The sequence below is a fragment of the Mucilaginibacter sp. P2_A5 genome (assembly GCF_056404995.1).
Genome location: NZ_JBFUCY010000009.1, coordinates 120020 through 144854, shown reverse-complemented (window position 1 = coordinate 144854; position 24835 = coordinate 120020). Strand labels below are relative to the sequence as shown.

General features: G+C 42.8%; 14 protein-coding genes. 9 read left to right on the top strand and 5 right to left on the bottom strand.

Annotated elements, in window-relative coordinates; all coding sequences use genetic code 11:
* Positions 1-164: 164 nt before the first annotated feature.
* Positions 165-1646 (top strand): PAS domain-containing sensor histidine kinase, encoded by a 1482-nt coding sequence (locus AC1DXF_RS09895; protein ID WP_477448141.1) that lies wholly within the window; start codon positions 165-167, stop codon positions 1644-1646.
* 7 nt (positions 1647-1653) lie between these two features.
* Here the strand turns inward: AC1DXF_RS09895 and AC1DXF_RS09890 are convergent, their stop codons facing one another.
* The 4 genes from AC1DXF_RS09890 to AC1DXF_RS09875 all read right to left on the bottom strand — a co-directional run bounded on the left by AC1DXF_RS09890 (position 1654) and on the right by AC1DXF_RS09875 (position 5472).
* Complete coding sequence (locus AC1DXF_RS09890; protein ID WP_477448140.1) at positions 1654-2427, bottom strand: DUF6438 domain-containing protein; 774 nt, start codon at positions 2425-2427, stop codon at positions 1654-1656.
* A 29-nt stretch (positions 2428-2456) separates the two neighbouring features.
* The gene (locus AC1DXF_RS09885; RefSeq protein ID WP_477448139.1) at positions 2457-3089 is read right to left on the bottom strand and encodes an HAD family hydrolase; all 633 of its coding nucleotides are present in this window, start codon (positions 3087-3089) and stop codon (positions 2457-2459) included.
* A gap of 200 nt (positions 3090-3289) precedes the next feature.
* Positions 3290-3949, bottom strand: a complete 660-nt coding sequence (locus tag AC1DXF_RS09880; protein ID WP_477448138.1) for an MBL fold metallo-hydrolase — start codon at positions 3947-3949, stop codon at positions 3290-3292.
* Between the two features lie 179 nt (positions 3950-4128).
* Positions 4129-5472: a PhoH family protein gene (locus tag AC1DXF_RS09875; RefSeq protein WP_477448137.1), complete on the bottom strand. Its 1344-nt coding sequence runs from the start codon at positions 5470-5472 to the stop codon at positions 4129-4131.
* An 831-nt stretch (positions 5473-6303) separates the two neighbouring features.
* Between AC1DXF_RS09875 and AC1DXF_RS09870 the strand changes: the two genes are divergently transcribed.
* Positions 6304-6717, top strand: a complete 414-nt coding sequence (locus tag AC1DXF_RS09870; protein ID WP_477448136.1) for an Ohr family peroxiredoxin — start codon at positions 6304-6306, stop codon at positions 6715-6717.
* Positions 6718-6844: 127 nt separating this feature from the next.
* Here AC1DXF_RS09870 and AC1DXF_RS09865 read toward each other — a convergent pair whose 3' ends face one another.
* The gene (locus AC1DXF_RS09865) at positions 6845-9787 is read right to left on the bottom strand and encodes a TonB-dependent receptor (protein ID WP_477448135.1); all 2943 of its coding nucleotides are present in this window, start codon (positions 9785-9787) and stop codon (positions 6845-6847) included.
* Between the two features lie 309 nt (positions 9788-10096).
* Between AC1DXF_RS09865 and proB the strand changes: the two genes are divergently transcribed.
* The 7 genes from proB (at position 10097) to AC1DXF_RS09830 (ending at position 24704) form a co-directional block, all read left to right on the top strand.
* Positions 10097-11176 (top strand): glutamate 5-kinase, encoded by a 1080-nt coding sequence (proB, locus tag AC1DXF_RS09860; protein WP_477448134.1) that lies wholly within the window; start codon positions 10097-10099, stop codon positions 11174-11176.
* A 2-nt stretch (positions 11177-11178) separates the two neighbouring features.
* Positions 11179-12426: a glutamate-5-semialdehyde dehydrogenase gene (locus tag AC1DXF_RS09855; RefSeq protein WP_477448133.1), complete on the top strand. Its 1248-nt coding sequence runs from the start codon at positions 11179-11181 to the stop codon at positions 12424-12426.
* A 1134-nt stretch (positions 12427-13560) separates the two neighbouring features.
* Positions 13561-14244, top strand: coding sequence for a TIGR02117 family protein (locus AC1DXF_RS09850; RefSeq protein WP_477448132.1), 684 nt, complete (start codon positions 13561-13563; stop codon positions 14242-14244).
* A gap of 360 nt (positions 14245-14604) precedes the next feature.
* Entirely contained in the window at positions 14605-15693 is a 1089-nt protein-coding gene (gene mnmA, locus AC1DXF_RS09845; RefSeq protein WP_477448131.1) for a tRNA 2-thiouridine(34) synthase MnmA, read from the top strand.
* A gap of 226 nt (positions 15694-15919) precedes the next feature.
* Positions 15920-18313 (top strand): type I DNA topoisomerase, encoded by a 2394-nt coding sequence (topA, locus tag AC1DXF_RS09840; protein ID WP_477448130.1) that lies wholly within the window; start codon positions 15920-15922, stop codon positions 18311-18313.
* Between the two features lie 195 nt (positions 18314-18508).
* The gene (locus AC1DXF_RS09835; protein WP_090650669.1) at positions 18509-18913 is read left to right on the top strand and encodes a hypothetical protein; all 405 of its coding nucleotides are present in this window, start codon (positions 18509-18511) and stop codon (positions 18911-18913) included.
* 199 nt (positions 18914-19112) lie between these two features.
* Positions 19113-24704 (top strand): alpha-2-macroglobulin family protein, encoded by a 5592-nt coding sequence (locus AC1DXF_RS09830; RefSeq protein WP_477448129.1) that lies wholly within the window; start codon positions 19113-19115, stop codon positions 24702-24704.
* The last annotated feature ends 131 nt before the right edge of the window (positions 24705-24835 follow it).

Genomic DNA, 24835 nt, shown 5'->3' with positions numbered 1-24835 from the left:
CTAAAGCTACAAAAAGTTGAGACCAAGCGGAACCATAATTCAAATAAAAGAGGCTTTTGAGCTTTTTGCTTTTCCTAAAGGTTAAATAAAAAAAATATTATTAATAATTAACCATATTGAGTTTAAACCCTAACTTTATCTGAGTTTACTTTAAATTAACAGAAATGCCTGCCGAACTAACGCCTGTTTTGCCAGATGAAATTTTCAAAATTATATTCGAAAAATCACCGGGCTCACTGTTGGTTAAGGCCGATGCGCCACGTTTTACCATCATGGCGGCAAACGAAGCCTACCTTACTATAACAAATGCCACCCGCGAAATGATTATCGGCAAGAGTTTTTTCCAGGTTTTCCCTGATGATGATGACGACCCTGCCGATGAAACCGGCGCCCGTAAAACATTTACCAGGGTGGTACAAACCGGTCAAAAAATTGATATACCCACCTATCGGTACGATACCCGCAACCCGGAGACCGGCGACTACAGGATTAGGTACTGGTCATGCAGTAATGTTCCTTTTACTGGTGCAGATGGCAAGGTTACTTATATTTTAAATACCATTGCCGAGATAACAGGCGAGGTAAACGCTAAAGAAGCTGCTATCGAAAGCGAAAACAGGTTACGCCTTGCCGCCGAAGCTACCGGGTTCGCAACTTTTGATTGGGATTTTAAAGACGAAATACGCTTATGTTCGCCACGGTTAGCCGAGTTGTTTGGCCATCCCGCGGATAGTTGGTTATCATCAATAGATGCCCTTCAAAAACAGGTATTGCCCGAAGACCAGCAGATAATAACAGATGCGTTTAATGAAGCAAAAGAAACCGGCATTTACGCATATGATGTACGGGTGGTTTGGCCCGATAGCAGTATTCACTGGCTAAGTATCAAAGGTAAAATGGTTATCGATGAGCGACAAAAGCCCCTTAGAATGCTAGGTACTGTGATTGATGTAACCGAGAATAAACGCGACGAGATCAGGAAAAACGACTTTATAGCTATGGCCAGCCATGAGTTAAAAACACCGCTAACTTCTATTAAATCATATATCCAGATATTATCAAAAAAACTGACTTCAGATAATGATGCTTTTATAAACAACGCTCTGAGCAAGGCAAACAACCAGGTTAACAAAATGACCGATCTTATCCATGGCTTTCTTGATCTCTCTAAACTGGAATCAGGAAAACTACAGCTAAGGCCCGAATTGTTTGATATAAACAAACTTATAGACGATTGCATTTCCGAATTGTTGCAATCTACCCATAGTCACGATATTATCTTTAACAATTCAGGCATTTTAAATGTTACCGGAGATAAGGAAAAGCTTGGCCAGGTTATTGGTAATTTTTTAAGCAATGCGGTAAAATATTCGGCTAAAGAAACAAAAATCATTGTTAAATGCACTGTTGATGATGGATATGTGGTTGTGGCCGTAACCGACGAAGGGGTAGGTATTAAGCTAAAAGATCATAAGAAGGTGTTTTACCGCTTTTACCGGGTCGACAACGAAAAAATAAAAAACGTTTCGGGTTTTGGCATAGGCCTTTACCTATCAACCGAGATTATACAATGTCATAAAGGCAAAATATGGGTTGAAAGTACCGAAGGCGTAGGCTCAACCTTTTATTTTAGCATCCCGGCTTAACGGCCCACTATTTTACCGGTGTTAATTTTACTTTTTTATAGGACGATAACATAAACTCCACCAGGTCGGTCATATTTAATGGCGGTTGATTAGTGGTTACACTCAGCTTTTTTTTATTATTTTCAAAATCAACCTCAAAATAATAGTTAGGCTTATCAATCACCTGGTCTTGCTGCTGCCAGCTGTACATTTTTTTAAGTTCGCTATGTTTAAGCCAGTAGTTCAGTGTATCAAGCTGCGGTCTTGATAATTTCCCTGTAAACTCACCCTTAAAAGGGTCGGCATACTCCCCTCCTCTTAAATGATAATCGCCGTTGGCCCCAATTAATATTTCAAGTTGCGGACAATCTCCATGACAGGTTGAAGATAAAAAGCGGATGGCTGTGAATTTGATATCCTTATCGTAACTATTTTTTAAATTGGTAAATTCATAGGTGCCCGGGCCAGCCAGTTTAATGGAATTTGAATCGATAGCTTTAATGTAAAGCCGGTCTTTAGTAAGATCCCTGATCAAAAATTTAAAGTTGGTTTTGTGTTTAACCTTAAAATTATCGGCACTTGAGGTATAAATATCCGTCATGACCAAAGTATCCTTTACAATGGAATAATGACTTTTGAATTTATCATTTCCAATAAAATTGAAATTAACACGGCCTTTCTCAAAATATAAGTGCCCGAGATCTTTATTAATCCACCGGATAGAATCTAATTGTACTTTTTGAGCGCGCAATTCGCCAAAAACAACAATAAATGCAAATAACAAAAGGCAGTGTTTTATCATTTAATTATATTTATGGAATATGGCTTTGCTTACAAACCCATATAATAGGATGTTAACGATGGAAAATCATTAAACTTGTGTTCATAGTCCTCTGTTTTTCCAAATCCGTAACTCACAAATATAAAAGGTATGCCTGCTATGCGTGTCTGCTCCGCGTCACCTTGTGTATCGCCCACATATACCGGGGTTTTAAGCGCATGTTTATCTATCAATAAATGCATATTGTAGTGCTTGGGCATACTGTTTTCGCCATATGCTATATAATCGGTAACATAATCGCCGATGTTTGCCCATGATATAAATAGTGGGATAATACCTACCGCACAATTACTCAGGATGAAAATTTTATATTTTGTTGCCAGTAGTTTTATCCCTTCGATAACGCCTTCATACATATTACCACCGCTTTGCGGTAATATTTGCCTCCGGGTTTCATTTACATCCATGTAAATTCCCTGGGCTATATCGTCGTCAAGATCAGGCATTAAAGCCCTGGTTAGTTTTTTTCCCTCCATTCCGATAAGGCCCAGCAACTCCGCACGGTTTATTATCCTGTTTATAGCAAGCTTTTCAAAGGTTAAGTTCCATGAATTGGTGTATGTCTCAACGGCGTCCCAAAGGGTTCCGTCCATGTCAAAAATGAGGCTATCGGGTTTCTGCATACAAATTATCTGGCTTTTTTGCTAAGATGTAAAATTAAGCTTAGCTATAAAAACGAAGTTCATACTTTCTTCATTATTATTCTACACTTTTGAAATGTGATAAGGTTAATGTGGGCCAGCTTAGCAGGAGGTTGGTTCCATAGAGGTCTCCGCCGTAATACGCGGGGACTTTTTTTATTCACCATATAAGCATTTAATAATCAGATGATTATGCTATCTCCAATCTTATAAACCTCGTGAAACTTAATGCTGAGTTTATCAAAATGTTTTACATAGGCACCATAGCGCTGTTTAATAAAAAACTCTTTAGCATAACCATCATGAACTGGCAGAATTTGTTTTGGCTGTAACTTATCTGCAAAGCCCGATATCCGTACTTCATTGGCAAAGGGCGCCATAGTAACCATCAATAATAATTCAATTCCCTTATAGTCAAGCAGCTTATCTTCCATAGAATCAACCGGGTGCAGTACCAGGTCATTGATGATAAAGCCTGTCATCTGTGGCAATGGGTTATCCATAATAGGTTCATGCGCAACCGGAATGGCTTTTAATATAAACGGGCCAAAATTTGCCGTACCCTCTTCAAATAAAGTATATATGATCCTGGCTTTCTCTAATTCTTTGCCTATCTGGCTATTGGTTATCACGATTGCACCGCTTAAATCTAGGATGCTTTTTAAAATTTCAAGGTCGTAATGGTCGGGGTGAATGTGCGTTATAACGATGGCTTTTACATCAGCAAACATCTCCGCGGTAACCTCTCCGTCGGCAAACGAAAATTTACCGGGATCAAATAATAATTTGTAGTCATCCAATTCAAATACAAGACAGGAATGGAGGTATTTAGAAATCTTCATATTCAGTTAACACGATTTAAGGATTTAACAAGATTTACCGGAACTAAGCTTACATAAGATACAATTACCAGGCATATTAAGTTTGATAACTTTAAACCAGTAATAGTACTATATCAAAAATGCCTGCTTTTTGAGACGATGAAAAAAAAGTGTTAATCCTGCAAAATCATCAAATCTTGTTACAGCAACTCATTTGCCAAATTCGCCAATTCGCTACGCTCCCCTTTTTGCAAAGTGATATGCGCGTAAAGCGGGTGCCCTTTAGCTTTATCAATCAGGTACGATAGGCCGTTACTTTCAGCATCAAGGTAGGGTGTATCAATCTGATAAATATCCCCGGTAAATACAAATTTGCTATTTTCGCCGGCACGCGATATGATGGTTTTTACTTCGTGCGGCGTAAGGTTCTGGGCCTCATCTACAATAAAAAATATTTTACTTAATGTGCGTCCGCGGATGAAGGCCAGTGGCGCTATTGATATTTTATCGTTACTCACCAGCTCATCAATTTTTGCCTGCATTTTATCATCATCGGCAAACTGATCTTTAATGAATTTCAGGTTATCCCATATCGGTGCCATATAAGGATCAATTTTGGATTTAATATCTCCGGGCAAAAAACCGATGTCTTTATTGCTTAACGGCACTATAGGGCGGGTAACAAAAATTTGCCGGTAATATTTACGCTGCTCCAGTGCGCTGGCCAGGGCCAATAGGGTTTTGCCGGTACCGGCGTTGCCCTGTATGGTTACCAGTTTAATATCCGGGTGGAGTAAGGCATGAATTGCAAAGGCTTGCTCGATATTGCGTGGCGAAATGTTAAACACCGGCTGCTCGGTAACTTTTTCCAATTGCTGGGTTGCCGCGTTGTAAAAACCAGAAACATCACTTTTTTTTCCCTTTAATATATAAAAGTGATTATTGGTATATTGAGGTACGTGAATGCTTTCGGCCGGAAGGTTTTCATGTTTGTTTAACTGGGTAATAAGTTTATCTGTTACCTTGTCTACATCGGTTTTACCGGTGTATAACTCAGCAAGGTTTTTAATTTTGCCGGTTTCGTAATCTTCGGCATGCAAGTTAAGCGATTTGGCTTTAAGACGAAGGCAGATATCTTTTGATACCAGCACTACTTTTTTTGCGGGATATTCTGCCTGCAAGCCTAATGCTACGTTTAATATGCGGTGGTCTATCTTGTCCGATCCAAAAACCTCCTCGGCATCAGTAGCCGTAGTTTTTACATCCATGGCCACTTTAAAACTGCCTTTACTTTTACCGTTCAGTGGTACCCATTCGTTTACCAGGCTATTTTTTGACAGGTCATCCATCAGCCGGATAAAACTCCGGGCTTCAAAGTTTCGGGTATCGTTGCCGTTTTTCTTATTATCCAGCTCTTCCAGTACCTGGATGGGTATGGCTACGTCATGCTCCTGGAAATTTTGAAAGGCATTGTGATCATACAGGATCACGGAGGTATCTAAAACGAATATCTTCTTCTGGTTACGCTGGCCGTCCTTATTCATATCCCACTAAATTAGGTTTTTTAACGATTGTTCAAAATGAAAAAGCGTCGTTAATATAAAAAACCTTATAAAAGCGAAAACGGGAGTCTCCTCTTTCGATTTGAACTCCCGTTTCCAAACCCCTGTTCAACCGTAGTTTCCCAGTGGCATCAAGTTTTGTGTATCCATGACCGATACGCCTTCGTCTGTTGTTCTTGCGAACGGTCGACTACCGCAATATCACCAGTTCTGCTTTGTTTCTCCGTAGAGTCCCGCATCGTTCCTGGCACCTCCTTTAGTCACAATCCTTTTTCAAAGACTTTCGTAATTTTCATTTTTTCATGTAACTCAGTGAACTTCCCTTGATCTTTAGTTCCTCCGAAGATTCACCCGATTCAATTTCTGTTTTCCTGAAAGGCTGTCAAAGTACGTCGTTCTTGATGATTACAATATAGGGACTAAAAGGCACATTTGTCAAGAAAAAAATAAATTTGTTATAAACAGGTTATTAACATTTACATGTTAATAAAAAATACGTTACATAGTATTGATATACAATAATTTAAAATATAAAATTTAACAAACTTACCGAGTTGTTAACATTAAAGTTATCCACAAAAATGCTCAAAAACCGCGTTTTTCTTGTTTGTCAAAACGCGTAAAAACACAAAACCTCTAAATTTTCTCTGTTAAACACCGGCAATACCTATTAGAAATTTGCCTTAAAAAAAGCGTAAGCAAACCTTTAAATGTTTCATTAGTCGTGAGTATGTACATCGTTAAAACGGCTAAGTTGAATTCCGACAAACATAAACCGGTGTTCATCGTTGATTTTATAAACGGAATTGAATCATGGAAAAAGTATATACAGCTGTAGTAACAGCAAAAGGCGGCCGCGACGGTCATATCAAATCTGAGGACGGCGTAATTGATATGGAGCTAAAAGCTCCGGCAGCAATGGGAGGCGAAGATGGTTATCCTAATCCCGAACTACTGTTTGCCGGCGCATGGGGTGCTTGCTATCTGGGCGCGCTTGGTTCAGTAGGCATTAGGGACGGCGTAAACGTTACCCAGGCTACGGTTGATGTGCATATTACTTTTAACAAAGAAGGTGCATCTTCATATGCCTTATCTGCCGAGCTTCATGTCCACATTCCGGGCATTGATTGGGATGTGGCCCAAAAACTGGCCGAGGCAGCACACAAGGGTTGTCCGTACTCTAAAGCTACAAGGGGGAATATTGAGGTGAAGGTATTGGCGGATTGAGATGACAGGTTAATAATCAAACAATTTAAAGTCCAATCCGCGAACTTTTTTGGATGACATATTTTATAAAAAAAGCGGATGAAGTCACCCTCATCCGCTTAAATCTTATAGTATCAAAAACCGTTGCTTATTTACCGGCAAGCAAACCATCAAGTGTAACCGAAACGTAGTACAAGCCTCCGATAGTAGGGCCACCGGCATACTGATAATAACGTTTGTTAAATATATCGGTTGCGCCAACTTTAAAAGTGGCATAGTAAACCGGAACGCGGTAAGTAACCTGGGCATCAAATGTGCCAATTGCAGGTACCTTGCCTGTTACCAACGGACTTTCCCACAGGAACGACTCCTGCCATTTGTAAACGATGTTAAAGCCTACATTTTTGGCCACTTCGCGGTTACCGAATGACAGGTTGCCCGACCACTCCGGCGTATTAAAACCGGTCACAAAAATATCCGAGGTTGTTTGGGCTTTTAGTTTATTAAAGCTCACATTACCAGATACCGTATACCTTTTATAGAAGTTATAGCTAATACCTGCCGACGAACCATAGTTATGGTAAATGTTTTTAGCATTGGTGTAAACACGATACCTGCTTTGGCCCTGGCTTGCAGCATTGCTGGAGGTACCGGTAGTTGGGTCGCGGTTAATATCGAGCATAGCCAACACCCCTTCATTTGTGCCTACCTGTACACCATTAGGTACAAACACCTGCACCTGGCCTAAAAAACCATCGTAACGGTTGGTATAAGCATCAATATCAATAAACACTTTATTATCCAAAATGATACCTTTATAACCAACTTCGTATGAAGTTATCTGCTCTGGCCGCGCATCTGGCAACTTGGCTACTTTCAACAAATCCTTGTTAGCCAAAGCAACCTGGTCGGTGCCTCCCGCTGCATTTACTGCTGCGTTAAAAGCTACTACAGATGATTGTGTATAACTGTTATTTAAATAACCCAGGCCTTCATTAATAAATGGCAAGCTACCAACACGCTTAACACGTCCGTTATTTACATATGACAATGCTTCGAACAATGAGGGGAAGCGGTAACCGTTCTGGAACGTGAACCTGAAATTATGGTTCTCATTCAGCGTATAAACTGCTGCTAAACGAGGCGTAAATTTAGGGTCGAAATAAGGGTTGTAATCCCATCTGATCGATCCGAAGAGTTTTAATTTTTCGTCGAAGAATGTTTTGGTTATCTGGGTAAACGCGCCATACTTTTTGTAGATCACATCTTTACCAAAGCTACCATCGGCCAAAGGTGTGTTCCTGTCGGCAATCGGGCGGCTAAAGTCAACAAAGTTGTTGCCATCGGGGGTTATTGCGTATACACGTACGTCACCGCCAACCAATAGATCAACTACCTTTACCCGGCTTGTCAAATCCCACTGTGCTTCGGCATTGTACATGTGGCTTTTTTGCCACAGTGCCGCCCCGCCGGTTTCAGGGGCATTCGGTATCAGGCTCGATTTAATATCCCAGTTATTAATGCCGATAATGGTTTTTCTCAAAGCATCAAATTCCGGAGTGCCTGGTTCTACTCTACCCTTATCTGCTGCTGCCCTTGCATATTGCTCGGCGGCGGCAAGGTTTGCCGCTGTTAAACCTCCGTTTGCACTGCCGTAAGTGTTGAGCGCGTTTTTAAATGCGGTGCCCCAGGCTGAGTTGCTGGCATGTTTCAAATCCAGGTTATCTGCCAGCGGTTTTACGTTGAATGAGTTGCCGGTATTTTCTATCGATTCATAAGCGCGAACCAAAAATTCTTTTCCTTTTAACTCAACTTTATGGTTTTGAACGGTTGCTCCCTGCAACGAAATCTTGTTACCACGTTGAAATACACCATCCAAACGGCCATAGCGGTAAGTATAGGACAATACGGTGTTTGGCGTTAATTTATAAGATAGTGTACCATCCAGTTTCAGGTTGGTAACTTTTGGGTCAACCAAATCAACCTCGTTGTATCCCGTACGGGCAACTGTCAGGCCTGGCATGGCTTTACCATCAACGGTAAGGCCTTTTACAACAACAGTGTTACTGCCGGCAAGCGCATCGTCCCCATATTTGTTCCAGCCGTCATAAGCCGCATTACTGGTTCCCGTTAAAGGTGGAAAACCGGGATTTGCTGTTTTTAGATTGTATGGATTTTGATCCTTACGGGTATCAGACTGCCAGTCTTTACCCTGCATGTAGCTAAAGTTTACTTTAAAAGCGAATTTATTGTTAAATGCTTTGGCATAACGTACAGCGGTTTCATTAAGGGCACTTGCACCCAACCTGTCGTTGCCCACGTGGTTTACACCTTCGCGGTGATAAACGCTTAAACCCTGGTATCTAAAAGGGTCTTTGGTTATTAAGTTTGATAAGCCGTTGATAGCGTTTGTGCCGTAAAGCGCGGCGGCCGCGCCCGGTGTAATTTCTATACTGGCAATGTCCAGTTCCGTTGGGCCAATGGCATTACCCAGTGGAACACCTAACGTTGCCGATTGCATATCCACACCATCAACCAGTTGCATAAACCTGAAGTTGTTCGGGCTGTTGAAACCGCGTGTGTTAGGCACTTTCAGGGTTATACTGGTGGTAGTCATCTGTACACCCTTTACGTTTTCCAAGGCATCATAAAAGCTTGGGCCGGGCGACTGCTTAAGTGCATTGATACTCAGCTTTTCAATGGCAACCGGCGAGCGTAAAAGCTTTTCTTCTTTACGGGATGCGGTTACTACTACCTCGTTAATCAATAACGATTGACTGCTTAGCTGGATGTTTAGCGCACTGTTGGCATTTTTAACAAAAAATTCCTGTGGCTGAAACCCTATTGCGGTAAAAACCAAAGTATACGGTAGTTTGGCGCTGGTAGTTAACGAGAATTTACCGGTACTATCAGATGCCGTACTGTTGGTAGTACCCTTTATGCTTACAGTTGTGCCCACTAACGGCAACCCGTGGTCGTCTTTTACAATGCCGCTAATGATGTATGAACCATTAAGTTGAGCATGGCTTATCGCCGGGACAAGAAGTACAAAAAGTGCTATAAGTCTAAATGAATTTATAAGTGTTTTCATGAAAAGGATCAGTATAAATTTAATGTTGTTTGTTGTTTTACCTGTTGTAAATAGCTTAAAGATTGGGACTATCAACAGCAACACATGACATTTAACTGCATTTTTAAAGGGGCGATAGTAACAAGGGAGTAAATATTATACATAGTCTATTGAATTAGTCGACAAAAATAGAAATTTTTTAGTCCTTGTCAAGGCCCGTTTGGTATTTTTCTATAATATCTACCATTTTAGTGGAGTTATTTTCAAATAATCTCGCCCTCTTCCCTCCCAATTTTGTAATATTGGCGGCTCAACACGTACTAATTTATAATGTCTTTCAATTACCAGCGTATCATCATCAAAATCGGTTCCAATGTTTTTACCCAGGAAAACGGCTTGCCCGACCTGCAACGTATCGAACATCTGGTTGGCCAGATAGCCGCTATCAAAAAACAAGGAAAAGAAGTGATCCTGGTATCATCAGGCGCCGTCGCTTCCGGCCGGAGTTTGATCACCATATCCGAAAAATATGATGCTATTGCCGCAAGGCAGCTTTTAGCCTCTATCGGGCAGGTAAAACTCATCAATACCTATTCTCAGCTTTTTGAGCGTTTTGATATCCTTTGCTCGCAGGTATTGGTTACTAAAGAGGATTTCCGGGACAGGATGCACTATTTAAACATGAAAAACTGCCTGGATCTGTTGTTGCAGCACCAGGTAATACCGGTAGTGAATGAAAACGATGTGGTATCTGTAACCGAGCTGATGTTTACTGATAATGATGAATTAGCCGGCTTAATAGCATCCATGCTTAACGCCCAGGCATTAATCATACTAACGAATGTTGATGGCATTTATAACGGTGATCCCAAAGCGCCGGGATCGGCAGTTATCGAAGAAGTAGCGGGTTCGATTGTTGATTTCGCCGAGTTTGTTTCTTCAGGGAAATCGCAGTTTGGCCGTGGGGGGATGATCACCAAATCAACCATGTCGCAAAAAACGGCACAGTTGGGCATCGCGGTACACATTGCCAATGGCAAACGCGATAATATATTAACCGACGTATTGGAGAATAAAGTGATCCATACCCGGTTTATCCCCAATAAAACAGCGTCGGGCAAAAAGAAATGGATAGCCCATTCCGAAAAATCTGCCACAGGTGCGGTTTTAGTTAATGCAGGCGCCAAAGCCGCATTGATATCCAGCAAAGCTACAAGTTTGCTGCCGGTTGGAATTGCTGCGGTAATAACCGACTTTAAAAAGGGCGATATCATCAAGTTAATGGATGAAAATCAAAAACTGATAGGCCTGGGCATCGCCGAATACGGATCGGACAAAGCTAAAGAACGCATCGGGCAAAAAAACCAGAAGCCTTTGGTGCATTATGATTATCTTTATTTACAAGGTTAACAATGAGTTACAATATATATTTCGAGAACGCACGGGCTGCAGGCCGCAAACCTACCCTCGCCCCTGCCCTTATTAACCAGGTTTTACTCGACGTGGCTGCCGAAGCCATTGCCCAAACCAACCTGATATTAGCCGAAAACCAAAAAGATCTTGATTTGATGGATCCTGCGGATCCTAAATACGACAGGTTGAAACTCACTGCAGCCCGTATTGAAGCTATTGCTGCCGATATGATCAGTGTTGCAAAACTGGATAGCCCTTTAGGTAAACAGCTTTCGGAAACGCAGATGCCCAATGGCCTGTCTATTTCAAAAGTGCGCGTACCACTGGGCGTTGTGGGCGTTATTTACGAGGCCAGGCCCAATGTTACTTTTGATGTATTTGCGCTGTGCTTTAAAACGGGAAACATCAGTATTTTAAAAGGCAGCAGTGATGCCGACCATTCTAACCGTGCTATTATCGGCATAATTCATAACGTGTTAAATAAGCACCACATAGCTACCAACCTGGTAACTCTGTTACCTGCAGAACGAGAGGCCACAGCCGCTTTACTAAATGCCATTGGGTATGTTGACGTATTGATACCACGAGGCAGCCAGTCGCTTATTGATTTTGTAAGGGATAACAGTAAAGTACCGGTTATTGAAACCGGTGCAGGTATTGTTCATACCTATTTCGATTTAACCGGTAACCTTGAAAATGGTGCCGAGATTATAGCCAATGCCAAAACCCGCAGGGTGAGCGTCTGTAATGCCCTCGATTGCCTGATTATTCATGCTGGTAGGTTAAGTGACCTGCCGAGGTTAAGCCACATTCTTGGAGAGAAAGAAGTTGAGCTATTTGCTGATGAACGCGCTTACGATGAACTAAAAAACACTTATCCCGGCGCTTTATTGCATAAAGCACAGCCTGAGCATTTTGGTACCGAGTTTTTATCGATGAAAATGGCGATCAAAACGGTTGACAGTTTTGAAGCAGCACTTGAATATATTGCCATCAATAGTTCTAAACACAGCGAGGCTATTATATCTGAGGATGCCGAAAATATTGCCACCTTTTTAAATGATGTTGATGCTGCTGCGGTTTACGCCAATGCATCCACAGCCTTCACAGACGGGGCGCAATTTGGTTTAGGTGCCGAGATTGGCATCAGTACACAAAAGCTCCATGCCCGGGGCCCTATGGGCCTTGATGAGATTACCAGTTACAAATGGATTGTGAAAGGCGACGGGCAGACAAGGAATCCGTAAAATCCGTAAAACAAGTATAAAACACTGCGGAAGCATACTTGCGTACTAAAGCAAAAGGGGCAAGCATGCACCTCTTTCGGAAAACCAGCCAAAAGTTTATTCCATAAAAAAAGGCGCCCCCAAAAAGGCACCTTAATTTTCTCTTCTCTCTGTCGGCACTCACTTAATTAAGTAGTTCGCTACGGCAATAAAGCAAATGATCATCAAGATCACGCCTTGAAGCTTTTGTTCTAATGTTAATTGGCTTATCATTTTTTAAATTAATTAGGGTAAAGCAAATTTATATTGTAATCCGAATGTTACAATAGGTATTTTCATTTTTACGTTTATTTTAATAAATAGTTATAAAACTTTTAGAATCGTCAACTGCACATTTATTCTTTAAAAAAATAGCAATAAATCAGTTTTAACATTGAAATAGTGTCAGCGTAACACTACGTTAAACTGGCATTTTTTTAGCTGTAAAAATATTTTTTTACGCGTTTTTTTTGTTCATTTTATGTAAACGCAAATTTCTTATAATAAAGCTCCGAATGCGGCCAGTGAAAACACATCATATCAAAGCGTTACCTTTGTTTAGGTATCTGACTTTTTTTCCCAATTGGTTAGATATTTATTTTCATAAACACTTGCAATAAATGTATCATCCCCGTTACATTTATTGCAGATTATAAACCAAAATAAAATGCCAAAGCACATCATGATCGTATATCTTTTAGTGGCCTGCACCATTGCAGGTATACTGCTCAATTCGCGTATTAAGCAGTGGCTTAATAAAAGGGGGTAACTTTAATCGACCCGATGAGTTTCAACTAATACGCTCACATTAACCAAAAAAGTAAAAGCCTGTTGTTTATTCAATGGGCTTTTGTGTTTTCGGCGGTTGTTGGCTGTATAAAACATTCCCGTTCAGTTATTGGAAACAAAACTTTATATGACATACGTAACAACCTTATTATCAATATTATTTAATCAATAATTAATGAATATTTGGGATCAATTATGAATATTGTAATCATAAAATCTGGCACATTTATCACATGATAGCTATTCTCAATACCGAATAAGTGTTAACATAAGGTTACCTTGTGCTTTTTATTGTATTAACACCAAACCAAACCTCAACCGCCGATTATGATAATTTTAAAAAAAATCCTGAAAGTAATTTTAAGAACCGCATTGGGCCTTATAGCATTTGTAGTGCTCTTCCTGCTGGCGGCCTTTTTACTTTCGATATGGACTATTAAAAAAGAACCCGGAACTTCGGCTGATATCGCCATATACATTCTCACCAATGGCGACCATACCGACATTGTGGTTCCGGTGAAAAGTCAGGTGACAGATTGGAGCAAGGAAATGCCATATCAAAATACTACAGGCCATGATACCACGGCAAAATATTTGGCCATAGGCTGGGGCGATAAGGGTTTTTATCTCAACACCCCTACCTGGTCGCAATTGAAGTTTAGTACCGCTTTCAAGGCGGCCTTCGCTTTAAGTACGTCGGCCATTCACGCTACCTACTATCAGGCAATGCAGGAGAATAATGATTGTAAAAAAATCATGATCAGCAATGATCAGTACAAAAGGTTGATAATGTTTGTTAACGATAGTTTTAAAAGAGATGTCACCGGTAATGTTATCAACATAAAAACAAATGCCAATTATGGAACCAGCGACGCATTTTACGAAGCTAACCGTAAATATAACATGTTTTATACCTGTAACACCTGGGCCAACAACGCCCTTAAAGCCTGCGGCCAAACGGCCTGCATGTGGACTCCTTTTGACAGGGGCATCTTTTATCATTATAGGTAGTCCATTGGTTCATTGGTTCATTGGTTCATTGGTTCATTGGTTCATTGGTTCATTGGTTCATTGGTTCATTGGTTCATTGGTTCATTGGTTCATTGGTTCATTGGTTCATTGGTTCATTGGTTCATTGGTTCATTGGTTCATTGGTTCATTGGAACGCGGGCATGGCGGGCAAATGACTTTTTGGCTGAATGCCCCTATTTATCTCGCAATCCCACCAAAAAAAACGATAATCTAATGATCAAGTGAACCAAAAAAGTCTTGCTACTTGATACTAACTACTTGATACTTTTTAAATATTGCCCTCGGCTGACCTAACCCCTATATCAATATAAATCACAAAAGCGTATCTTTGCGCCCATTATGAGTAAGCATGGCAGGATCTTAGTGGCAATGAGCGGTGGCGTTGATAGTTCGGTAGCGGCAGTTATGCTGCATGAGCAGGGCTATGAAGTTATTGGCCTTACCATGAAAACCTGGGATTATGCCTCATCCGGTGGAAGCTCAAAAGAAACCGGGTGTTGCAGCCTGGATAGCATAAATGATGCCCGCGCTTTAGCAGTTGGCTATGGCTTTCCGCATTATATCCTGGATATCCGCAATGAGTTTGGCGATTTTGTAATTGATAACTTTGTTGACGAATACCTGGCTGGCCGTACCCCTAACCCATGCGTGTTATGCAATACCCACATTAAATGGGAAGCGTTGTTAAAGCGCGCCGATAAACTGGATTGTGAATTTATAGCTACAGGCCACTATGCCAACATCCGGTTACAGGATAGCGGCCGTTATGTGATATCAAAAGGGAAAGACGAAAATAAAGATCAATCATACGTGCTTTGGGGAGTATCTCAAAAAAACCTGGCGCGTACCAAGTTCCCCTTAGGCAGTTTTTCAAAGCCCGAGATCAGGCAAATGGCTATGGATATGGGACAGATTGAGCTTGCCGGTAAAAGCGAAAGCTACGAGATTTGCTTTGTACCCGATAACGACTACAGATCGTTTTTAAGGCATAAGGTTGAAGATTTGGAAGAACGCGTTGCCGGCGGCAACTTTGTGCTTGCAAACGGCACCATAGTGGGCAAACACCAGGGTTATCCCTTTTATACCATTGGTCAGCGTAAAGGATTAGGCATTGCCCTGGGGCAACCTATGTTTGTAACCAGCATTGACCCTAACACCAATACCGTAGTGTTAGGTACAGCCGATGAACTGGAGCGCAAACAAGCCTGGGTTAAAAACCTAAACCTGGTAAAATACGCCAGCATTACCGAGCCTATCGAGGCTATTACCAAAATCCGTTATAAAGATGCCGGTACCACCAGCAGCATTGTACAAATGGGCGAGCACATGAAGGTTGATTTTCACCATAATGTATCTGGCATCGCCCCCGGGCAATCGGCAGTTTTTTACGAGGGAAATGATTTGCTGGGCGGTGGCTTTTTGATGTAGATTTTTTGGGAGGCTAAATATGGCAAAACCCCCATGTTTAACTGCATCCGGATCAAGGTCAAAAACACCAAAAAAACAGCCGTTAAAATAGCGCTCAAAACAACACAACATCCTTTCAAAGTTACGGCAATACTACAATCTTCACAGCTAATATTCCAACGTTTTTAGCAAAACTAATTGGCGTTTCGCTTTCTTTATGTTTTATTTGCAAAAAATAACTGCTTAAATGGCCAAAAATTTACTGATAGTTGAATCTCCGGCGAAAGCCAAAACCATCGAGGGTTACCTTGGGAAAGACTTTATTGTAAAGTCGAGCTACGGGCATATCCGCGATTTGGTAAAGTCTGAAGATGCGATAGATATAGGTAACAACTTCGCTCAAAAATATGAGGTGCCTGCCGATAAAAAACAGGTAGTGAGCGAGTTGAAGAAATTAGCTAAAGAAGCAGAGATGGTTTGGCTGGCATCGGATGAGGACCGCGAGGGAGAAGCCATATCATGGCACTTATTTGATACTTTGGGATTGAAGGATGCTACCACCAAACGCATTGTTTTTCACGAGATAACCAAACCGGCCATTTTAAAGGCGATTGACACACCGCGTAAAATTGACTACAATTTAGTGAATGCCCAGCAGGCTCGCCGTGTTTTAGACAGGCTGGTAGGTTTTGAGCTATCTCCTGTTTTGTGGAAAAAGGTTAAACCCTCGCTTTCTGCCGGTCGCGTACAGTCGGTAGCTGTACGTTTAACTGTCGACAGGGAGCGCGAAATAAATAAGTTTAAAGCCGAAGCTGCTTTTAAAATAGTAGCCATATTTGGCAAAGGTAAAGATGCTTTTAAAGCAGAACTGGCCGAGCGTTATGCCAAACCTGAAGATGCCGAGAAGTTTTTACAGGATTGTATCGGCGCCGATTTTGACGTACGCTCGCTGGAAACCAAACCAGCCAAACGTTCGCCGGCAGCACCGTTTACAACATCAACTTTACAGCAGGAAGCCAGCAGGAAGCTGGGCTACTCGGTAGCACGCACCATGCAGGTAGCCCAAAGGCTGTACGAGGCGGGGTATATTACCTATATGCGTACCGACTCGGTAAACTTATCAGATACCGCGTTAAATGCCGCCCAAAGTGAAATCGTATCAGCTTATGGCGAAAAATACCATCAGCTAAGAAAATATAAAACAAAAAACGCAAGCGCGCAGGAAGCTCACGAAGCTATCAGGCCAACGTATTTCAACAACCATACCATCAACGGCGAATCGAACGAGAAACGCCTGTATGAACTGATCTGGAAACGGGCCATCGCCTCGCAAATGAGTGAAGCGCAGTTTGAGAAAACCACTGCAAAAATCAGTATATCAACCCGTAAAGAGGATTTAACAGCCAACGGCGAGGTGATGAAGTTTGATGGCTTCCTGAAGGTTTACCTTGAATCAAGCGATGACGAGGATGAACCGCAACAGGACGGCGAAAACGCAATGTTGCCACCTTTAACCCGTGGCCAGCGTTTGGCACTACAGGAAATGTCGGCAACCGAACGCTTCTCGCGTCCGCCGGCAAGATACACTGAGGCCAGCCTGGTGAAAAAGTTAGAGGAGTTGGGTATCGGCCGCCCATCTACCTACGCCCCTACCATTTCTACCATCCAAAACCGTGGTTACGTGGTTAAGGAAGAGCGGGAAGGTAAAGTGCGCAACTTCAGGCTGATGGTGCTGAAAGATGGCCAGATTGTTAAAGAACAAAAAACAGAGAATACAGGTGCCGAGCGGGGTAAGCTATTCCCTACTGATATTGGCGCAGTTGTAAACGACTTTTTGGTACAATACTTTAAAGAAATTGTAGATTTTAACTTTACCGCCAGCGTTGAAAAGCAATTTGACGAGATAGCCCAGGGTTTAAAAGACTGGACAGCCATGCTGCACGATTTTTATAACCCTTTCCATAAAGGCGTGCAAAGTACCATTGAAACTGCCGATAAAGCAACCGGCGAACGTGAACTGGGCATGCACCCCGAAAGCGGCAAAAAGATTTCGGTACGTATTGGCCGCTACGGCCCCTTTGTGCAGGTTGGCGAAAGTGCTACCGAGGAGAATGAAGAAAAGCCGTTATATGCCAGCTTAAGGGCCGGCCAAAGCATTGAAACCATTACTATTGATGAGGCCCTTGAATTATTTAAGCTTCCCAAAGTTGTCGGCGAATATGAAGGCAAGGTAATGAAAGTGGCCATCGGCCGTTTCGGGCCATACATCAGCCATAACAGCGCGTTCGTATCGTTACCAAAAGATATCGATCCGCATGATGTTACCGAAGAGAAGGCGATAGAGCTGATTAACGAAAAACGTAAAAAAGATGCCGAAAAGCTGATTAAAGCGTTTGACGAAGACCCGGAAGTAAAAGTATTAAACGGCCGTTGGGGGCCATATATTGAATTTGGCAAACTGAACGTTAAGATACCAAAGGATAAAGACCCGTTGACCTTAACTTACGAAGAGTGCAAGGCCCTGGCCGATGCCATGCCTAAGGACACCAAAAAAGGCCGCTTTGGTAAAACGGTAGCAGCCGCAAAACCCGGGGCCAAAAAAGCCCCCGCTAAGAAAAAAGCGCCGGCTAAGAAAAAATAAGTTATTGGTGAATGGTTGATTAGTTGAGTAGTTGGATTGAAAAAAATGTTTGGAAAATATTGGTTAAGTAAGTGGTTGAATGGTAAATGTTATTTATTGAAAACAAACCATTCTCATAATTAACCCAATCAACCACTCACTAACTAACAAACCACTCACTTAATCAACCCAATCAACCACTCACTAAAGAATGCAATGATTAAAGACCTGCCCGAAAATAACGTTAAAGATATAGCCATTGCGGTAGCGTTGGAGCGTGAAAGTGTGGAGAGTAAAATTTGGTACGTGTACCTCATCAACCTGAAAAATGAGCCTATCGAGAACGTACTGATCACCTCAAAGGGTTATGGCGAAAAAAATGGAGAGCAGGTAAAAACTTCCGTTTTACGCCATATGATCCCGGTGGTTGGCAGTAAAGGCTACAAACTAATCGAACCCATTGACGAGCAAACTTTCGGCCTGAATAATGAGTATTGGCTCAGCTATTATATCGGCGGTAACATTTACGATAAAAAGTTCATTTTCCTGCCCGAGAGCATTGTAGAGATGAATTTTATCAAACTTCCGGTACTGAATAAGCCAGGCGTTATGATATTGTAGTTGTCAAAGTGAGTGGTTGATTGGGTTAGATTGAGTTGATTAGGTTGAAAGCTGACACAATTCAGTTTACATTTCCGAACCAAAATCAGTTAACCATTCACCTAATCAACTCAATCAACTATTCTCCATTAAAATATTTCTCAATTAATTATTTGTTGTTATAAATTTTATACATTCATGGAATAAATAAACCTATTCCATGGAGAACGGATATACCAGGTTCCGCAAGCGTAAAAGCTTAATTACATTCGGTTCTGCGCTTGCAGTGCTGTTAATCATCACTTACCTTATCGTTAACGGCCAAAAGAAAAATACGGTTGATCCTGCTTTTAGCAAGTACATTGAATCGTACACAACGGGGGTAATTTCCAAAACCAGCCCCATTACTATTCGCCTGGCCAGCAACGTGCAGGTTACCCATCAGCAGAACGAGGAAGTTGACAATAGTTTGTTCGACTTTTCGCCATCGGTGAAAGGCAAAGCTTACTGGACAGACTCGCGCACTATTGAATTCCGGCCGGATAAAAGGCTCGACCCAGATAAAAACTATAACGCCGAATTTAAATTGGGCAAACTGATTGACGTGCCTTCGCGGTTCAACAGGTTTAAATTTAATTTCCAGGTAGTGAAACCCGATTTTAACGTAGCGTTTAACGGGCTTCAAACTGCTACCAGTACATCTACCGACGAGATGAAGCTGGAAGGATCGGTACAAACGGCCGATACTGAGGACCCTGCCCTTATTGAAAAAGTGATTACTGTAAACTATATGCTGCCGGTGAAGATCAACTGGGAGCATAACACAATCGCAAAAACCCACACCTTCAAAATAACCGGTTTAAAACGGCAAAAGGGCGAAGTTGCTGCGCTAACCATTAATTGGGACGGCAGCAGCATCAACGTTGATAAAAAAGGCGAACAGCATTTTGATGTACCGGCAATTGGAGATTTTAAAGTACTAAACGTTCGCGCCGTGCAGGATAATGACCAGTATGTGCTGGTACAATTTTCAGATGCCATTATGGTTGGGCAGGAACTGGCAGGCCTTATCGGCATCAACAATGTAACCGATCCGGCATACGCCATTGAGGGAAGCACGGTAAAAATTTATGCTCCCGAAAGGCTTGAAGGCGATTACAGTGTATTTGTAAATGAAGGGGTAGAAAATATATCGCATAAAAAAATTTCTAAAACGTATACAGCCAATGTGTTTTTTGAAAACAGGCTGCCCGGCGTCACTATTCCCGGCAAGGGGGTTATACTACCCGATTCTGGCAAGCTGATGATGCCATTTGAAGCGGTGAATCTGAAGGCAGTTGATGTAACCGTAATCAAAATCTATGAAAATAACGTTCCGCAATATTTTCAAAACAATGATTTTAACGGCAGCCAGGAACTGCGCCAGGTAGGCAGGCCTATTTTACAAAAAACCATCAGGCTTGATAACGACAAAGGGCTTAACCTAAATAAGAAAAACCGCTTTATGTTAGATCTTGACCAGATGATCCGAACTGAGCCGGGCGCAATTTACAGGGTGATTATCGGTTTCAGGCAGGATTACTCCTTGTACAATTGCAACGTAGCGGGTGCCGGTAAAAAAAGCAGCGGCGATGACGAATATGAAGGAGGTGGTGATTATAGCTATAGTGATAATGCAGGTAAAGTAAATGATGACGATAGTGAATTTTGGTCGAGGTATGATAGCTATTATCCCGAAGGTTATAACTGGCAGGAGAAGGATAATGCCTGCACCCCATCCTACTATACCAAAACCCGCTGGGCTACCCGTAACATTATCGCTTCAAACATAGGCCTGATTGCCAAACGGGGCAATAACAATAATATGCTGATAGCGGTTACCGATATTATGAATGCCAAACCGATGGCCGGCGTTGAATTGCAGCTATTGGATTATCAAAAGCAGGTGCTGCTAAAAACTACATCGGGCAGCGACGGCCTGGCCAGTTTCGACTTAAAACGAAAGCCTTATTTGCTGGTAGCTAAAAAAGGAAACCAGCGTGGCTATTTAAAACTTGACGATGGCAATACCCTCCCACTTACGCGCTTTAACGTTGGTGGCGATGAAGTTCAAAGCGGACTGAAAGGCTTTATTTATGGTGAGCGTGGGGTTTGGCGGCCTGGCGATAGCATATTTATGACCTTTATACTGGAAGACAAGTTAAAAACCCTACCAGCCGACCATCCTGTAGAGTTTGAGCTAAAGGACCCCAACGATAAATTGTATAAACGGATTACAAACACCAAATCTGTTGATGGCTTTTACAGCTTCCATACCGCTACCGAAACCTCATCACCTACCGGTAACTGGACAGCCACTGTAAAAGTTGGCGGCGCTACGTTTGAAAAGAAAATAAAGGTTGAGACCATTATGCCTAACCGCTTAAAGTTGGGCCTAACCTTTGGCGGCGCCGAAGAACTAACCAAAGGCAATAACGCCAACGGCAAATTAACCGCCCGCTGGCTGTTTGGCGGAGCGGCGCAAAACTTAAAGGCCAAGGTTGATGCCTTTTTATCGGCACAAACAACCACGTTTAAAAATTATAAGGATTATGTTTTTGACGATCCTACCCTGGCCTTTAACATGCAAACGCAAACCGTTTTTGATGGTAAGCTAAGCGCCGAAGGCAATGCCGATGTGGATGCTAATATCAATATTGAAAAACAAGCTCCCGGGCAACTGAAGGCCAACTTTTTGGTAAAGGTATTTGAACCGGGCGGCAACTTCAGCGTTCAGCAGGTCAGTCTTCCTTATAATGTTTACCCGGGTTATGTGGGTATTAAAACGCCCGAAGGCAGCGCGCTATCCGGAATGCTGGTTACCGATAAAGACCAGCAGATTGATATTGCAGATGTGGATGTAAACGGCACCCCCCTTGCCGGTACCCGCAACGTGGAGCTGGAATTGTACAAAATTCAATGGCGCTGGTGGTGGGATGAAACCGGCGACGAAATGACCAATTTTACCCAGGGCAAATATAACAAGCTTATTAAAACCCAAAGCTTACAGTTGACAAATGGCCGTGGCAAATGGACACTACGTGTACCAAAAGCCGACTGGGGCCGGTACCTGATTAAGGTTAAAGACGAACAAACAGGCCATAGCACCGGAAAAATTATTTATGTCGACTGGCCAAACTGGTCGGAAAGGTTACAGCAAAGCAACCCTACCGAGGCAGCCATGCTTTCGTTTACATCAGATAAACAAGCTTATAATGTTGGCGAACAGGCCACCTTAACAATCCCCACCGCGGCAGATGGCAGGGCACTGATCAGCTTTGAAAACGGCACCAAGATTTTAAAGACCACCTGGATTGATACCAAAAAAGGCCAAACCCAATACAGCTTTACGGTTGAGCCGGATATGGCCCCCAATGTTTTTGTAAACGTTACTATGCTGCAGCACCACTCGCAAACCATTAATGACCTGCCTATCCGCATGTATGGGGTGATACCACTTACCGTTAATAACCCGGCTACCATATTAAAGCCGGTAATCACGATGCCCGATAAGATCAGGCCCGAAACACAGTCGGCCATTACGGTATCCGAGGCGTCGGGCAAAGAGATGACCTACACCATCGCTATTGTGGATGAAGGGCTGCTGGATATTACTAGCTACAAACTCCCCGATCCGCATAATACATTTTATGCCAGGGAGGCTTTGGGTATTAAAACCTGGGATTTATTCGATTACATAATTGGCGCTTATGGCGGCGGCCTTAACAGGATACTAAGCATAGGTGGCGACGGCAGCCTGGGCAATAACAGGAACGTATCTGTAAACCGGTTTAAGCCTGTTGTAAAATTTATGGGGCCGTTCCACCTCGCGGCGGGAGAAAAGCAAACCACGGCCTTTAAATTACCCCAATACGTAGGATCGGTTAAGGCTATGGTTGTTGCCGGGCATGATGGCGCTTATGGCATTGCTGAAAAGGCAGTGGTTGTTAAAAAACCATTAATGATACTGGCAACGCTGCCACGGGTACTGGGGCCGTCAGAAAAGGTGCAGCTGCCGGTTACCGTCTTTGCAATGGAGCCTAATGTTAAAACAGTTACCGTATCGGTACAAAGCAACGCTTTCAGTAACCTGGAAGGTAATAATACTCAAACGCTCACTTTCGCCAAAACCGGCGACCAGCTGGTAACATTTGACCTTAACGTTAAGGACTTTGTAGGCGTAGGTAAAGTAAAAGTAGTTGCAAAAAGCGGTTCAGAAACAGCGGCTTATGATGTTGAATTGAACGTACGTAACCCTAACCCGCCGGTTACCCGGATATTGGAAAAGGAACTTGCAGCGGGTGAAGCCTGGAACACAGCATACCAGGCCGTGGGTATCAGCGGCACCAATAAAAATACGCTGGAAATTGCCTCCATCCCACCCCTTAATCTGGGTAAACGTTTGGATTACCTAATCGATTATCCTCATGGCTGCGTGGAGCAAACTACATCGGCAGCATTCCCGCAATTGTATTTAGGACAACTGCTTGACCTGTCGCCAAGGCAAAAGGCCGAAACGGAACGAAATATCAAGGCTACTATAGCAAGACTAAATGGGTTCCAGGTTCCGGGCGGCGGCTTAAGCTACTGGCCCGACGGCGGTGATGCCGATGAATGGGGAACCAATTATGCAGGGCACTTTATGCTGGCAGCACAGGCTAAAGGCTATAGCATGCCGCTTGGTTTTATGCAACAATGGAAAAAATTCCAGAAACAAAAAGCCCTTGGCTGGTCGCCGGACAGCCGCAGTTTTTATGGCGATGACCTGAACCAGGCCTACCGCCTATACTTACTGGCCCTTGCCCGCTCGCCGGAGTTGGGAGCCATGAACCGCCTGCGCGAGTTTAAGTATATAAGCATTGAAGCAAAATGGCGGCTGGCAGCGGCCTACAAGCTGGCAGGGCAGCCAGAGATAGGTTTACGGATGATTGCTGGTTTACCAACCGTTATTAAGCCGTATTACACCATGTTTGGCACCTATGGGTCCGACTTAAGGGATGAGGCTATGATACTGGAAACATTAACCTTACTGGGCCAGCAGGCACGTGCCGCGGCGCAGTTAAGGGTAGTAGCCGCAAAACTATCGCAGGACGACTGGTATAGCACCCAAACTACAGCCTACTCGCTGATCGCCATTGCTCAATATTGCGGACAAAACAAATCATCCGGTAAAATGACATTCAGCTTCCAGGGTGGCGCGGTTAACTCGCAATCTTATATATGGCAAGGTGCTTTGGCAGCGGGCGGAGGAAAAGTGACCCTTAAAAACAACGGCACCAACAGGCTGTATGTGAGACTTATACAAAAAGGACAGCCATCATCGGGCCTTGACGTAAAAACTTATATCGACCCGAGGATATTACAGATGCGCGTAGGTTACTTTACCTTGTCGGGTAAGCAGATAGATCCATCTTCATTAAGGCAGGGAACCGATTTTGTAGCGCAGGTTAATATCAAAAACCCTGGCAAGCGTGGCCGGTACGATAACCTTGCCCTCACCCAGATCTTCCCATCGGGCTGGGAAATTCTGAACAGCAGGATGATGAACAACGATGAAGCCTTTAAATCGTCGCCATCTAATTACCGGGATATTCGCGACGACAGGGTTAATACCTATTTTGGCTTGCCTGAAGGCCGTGAAGTTACCTATTACGTAATGCTGAACGCGGCATATACCGGCCATTATTATTTACCGGCTGTGTATTGCGAGGCCATGTACAACAACTCGATAAACAGTTTAATTAAAGGGCAGTGGGTTGATGTAACCAAGTAAAATAACGCTCCATGCGTTCCACCGGAACGCATGGAACACCCGGAACGCTCTGGAACGCATTGGCGCTGATAGTCAGTCACTTACGAATATAAAAAATACCATATAGAACACTTTAGTATTGATAATCAACA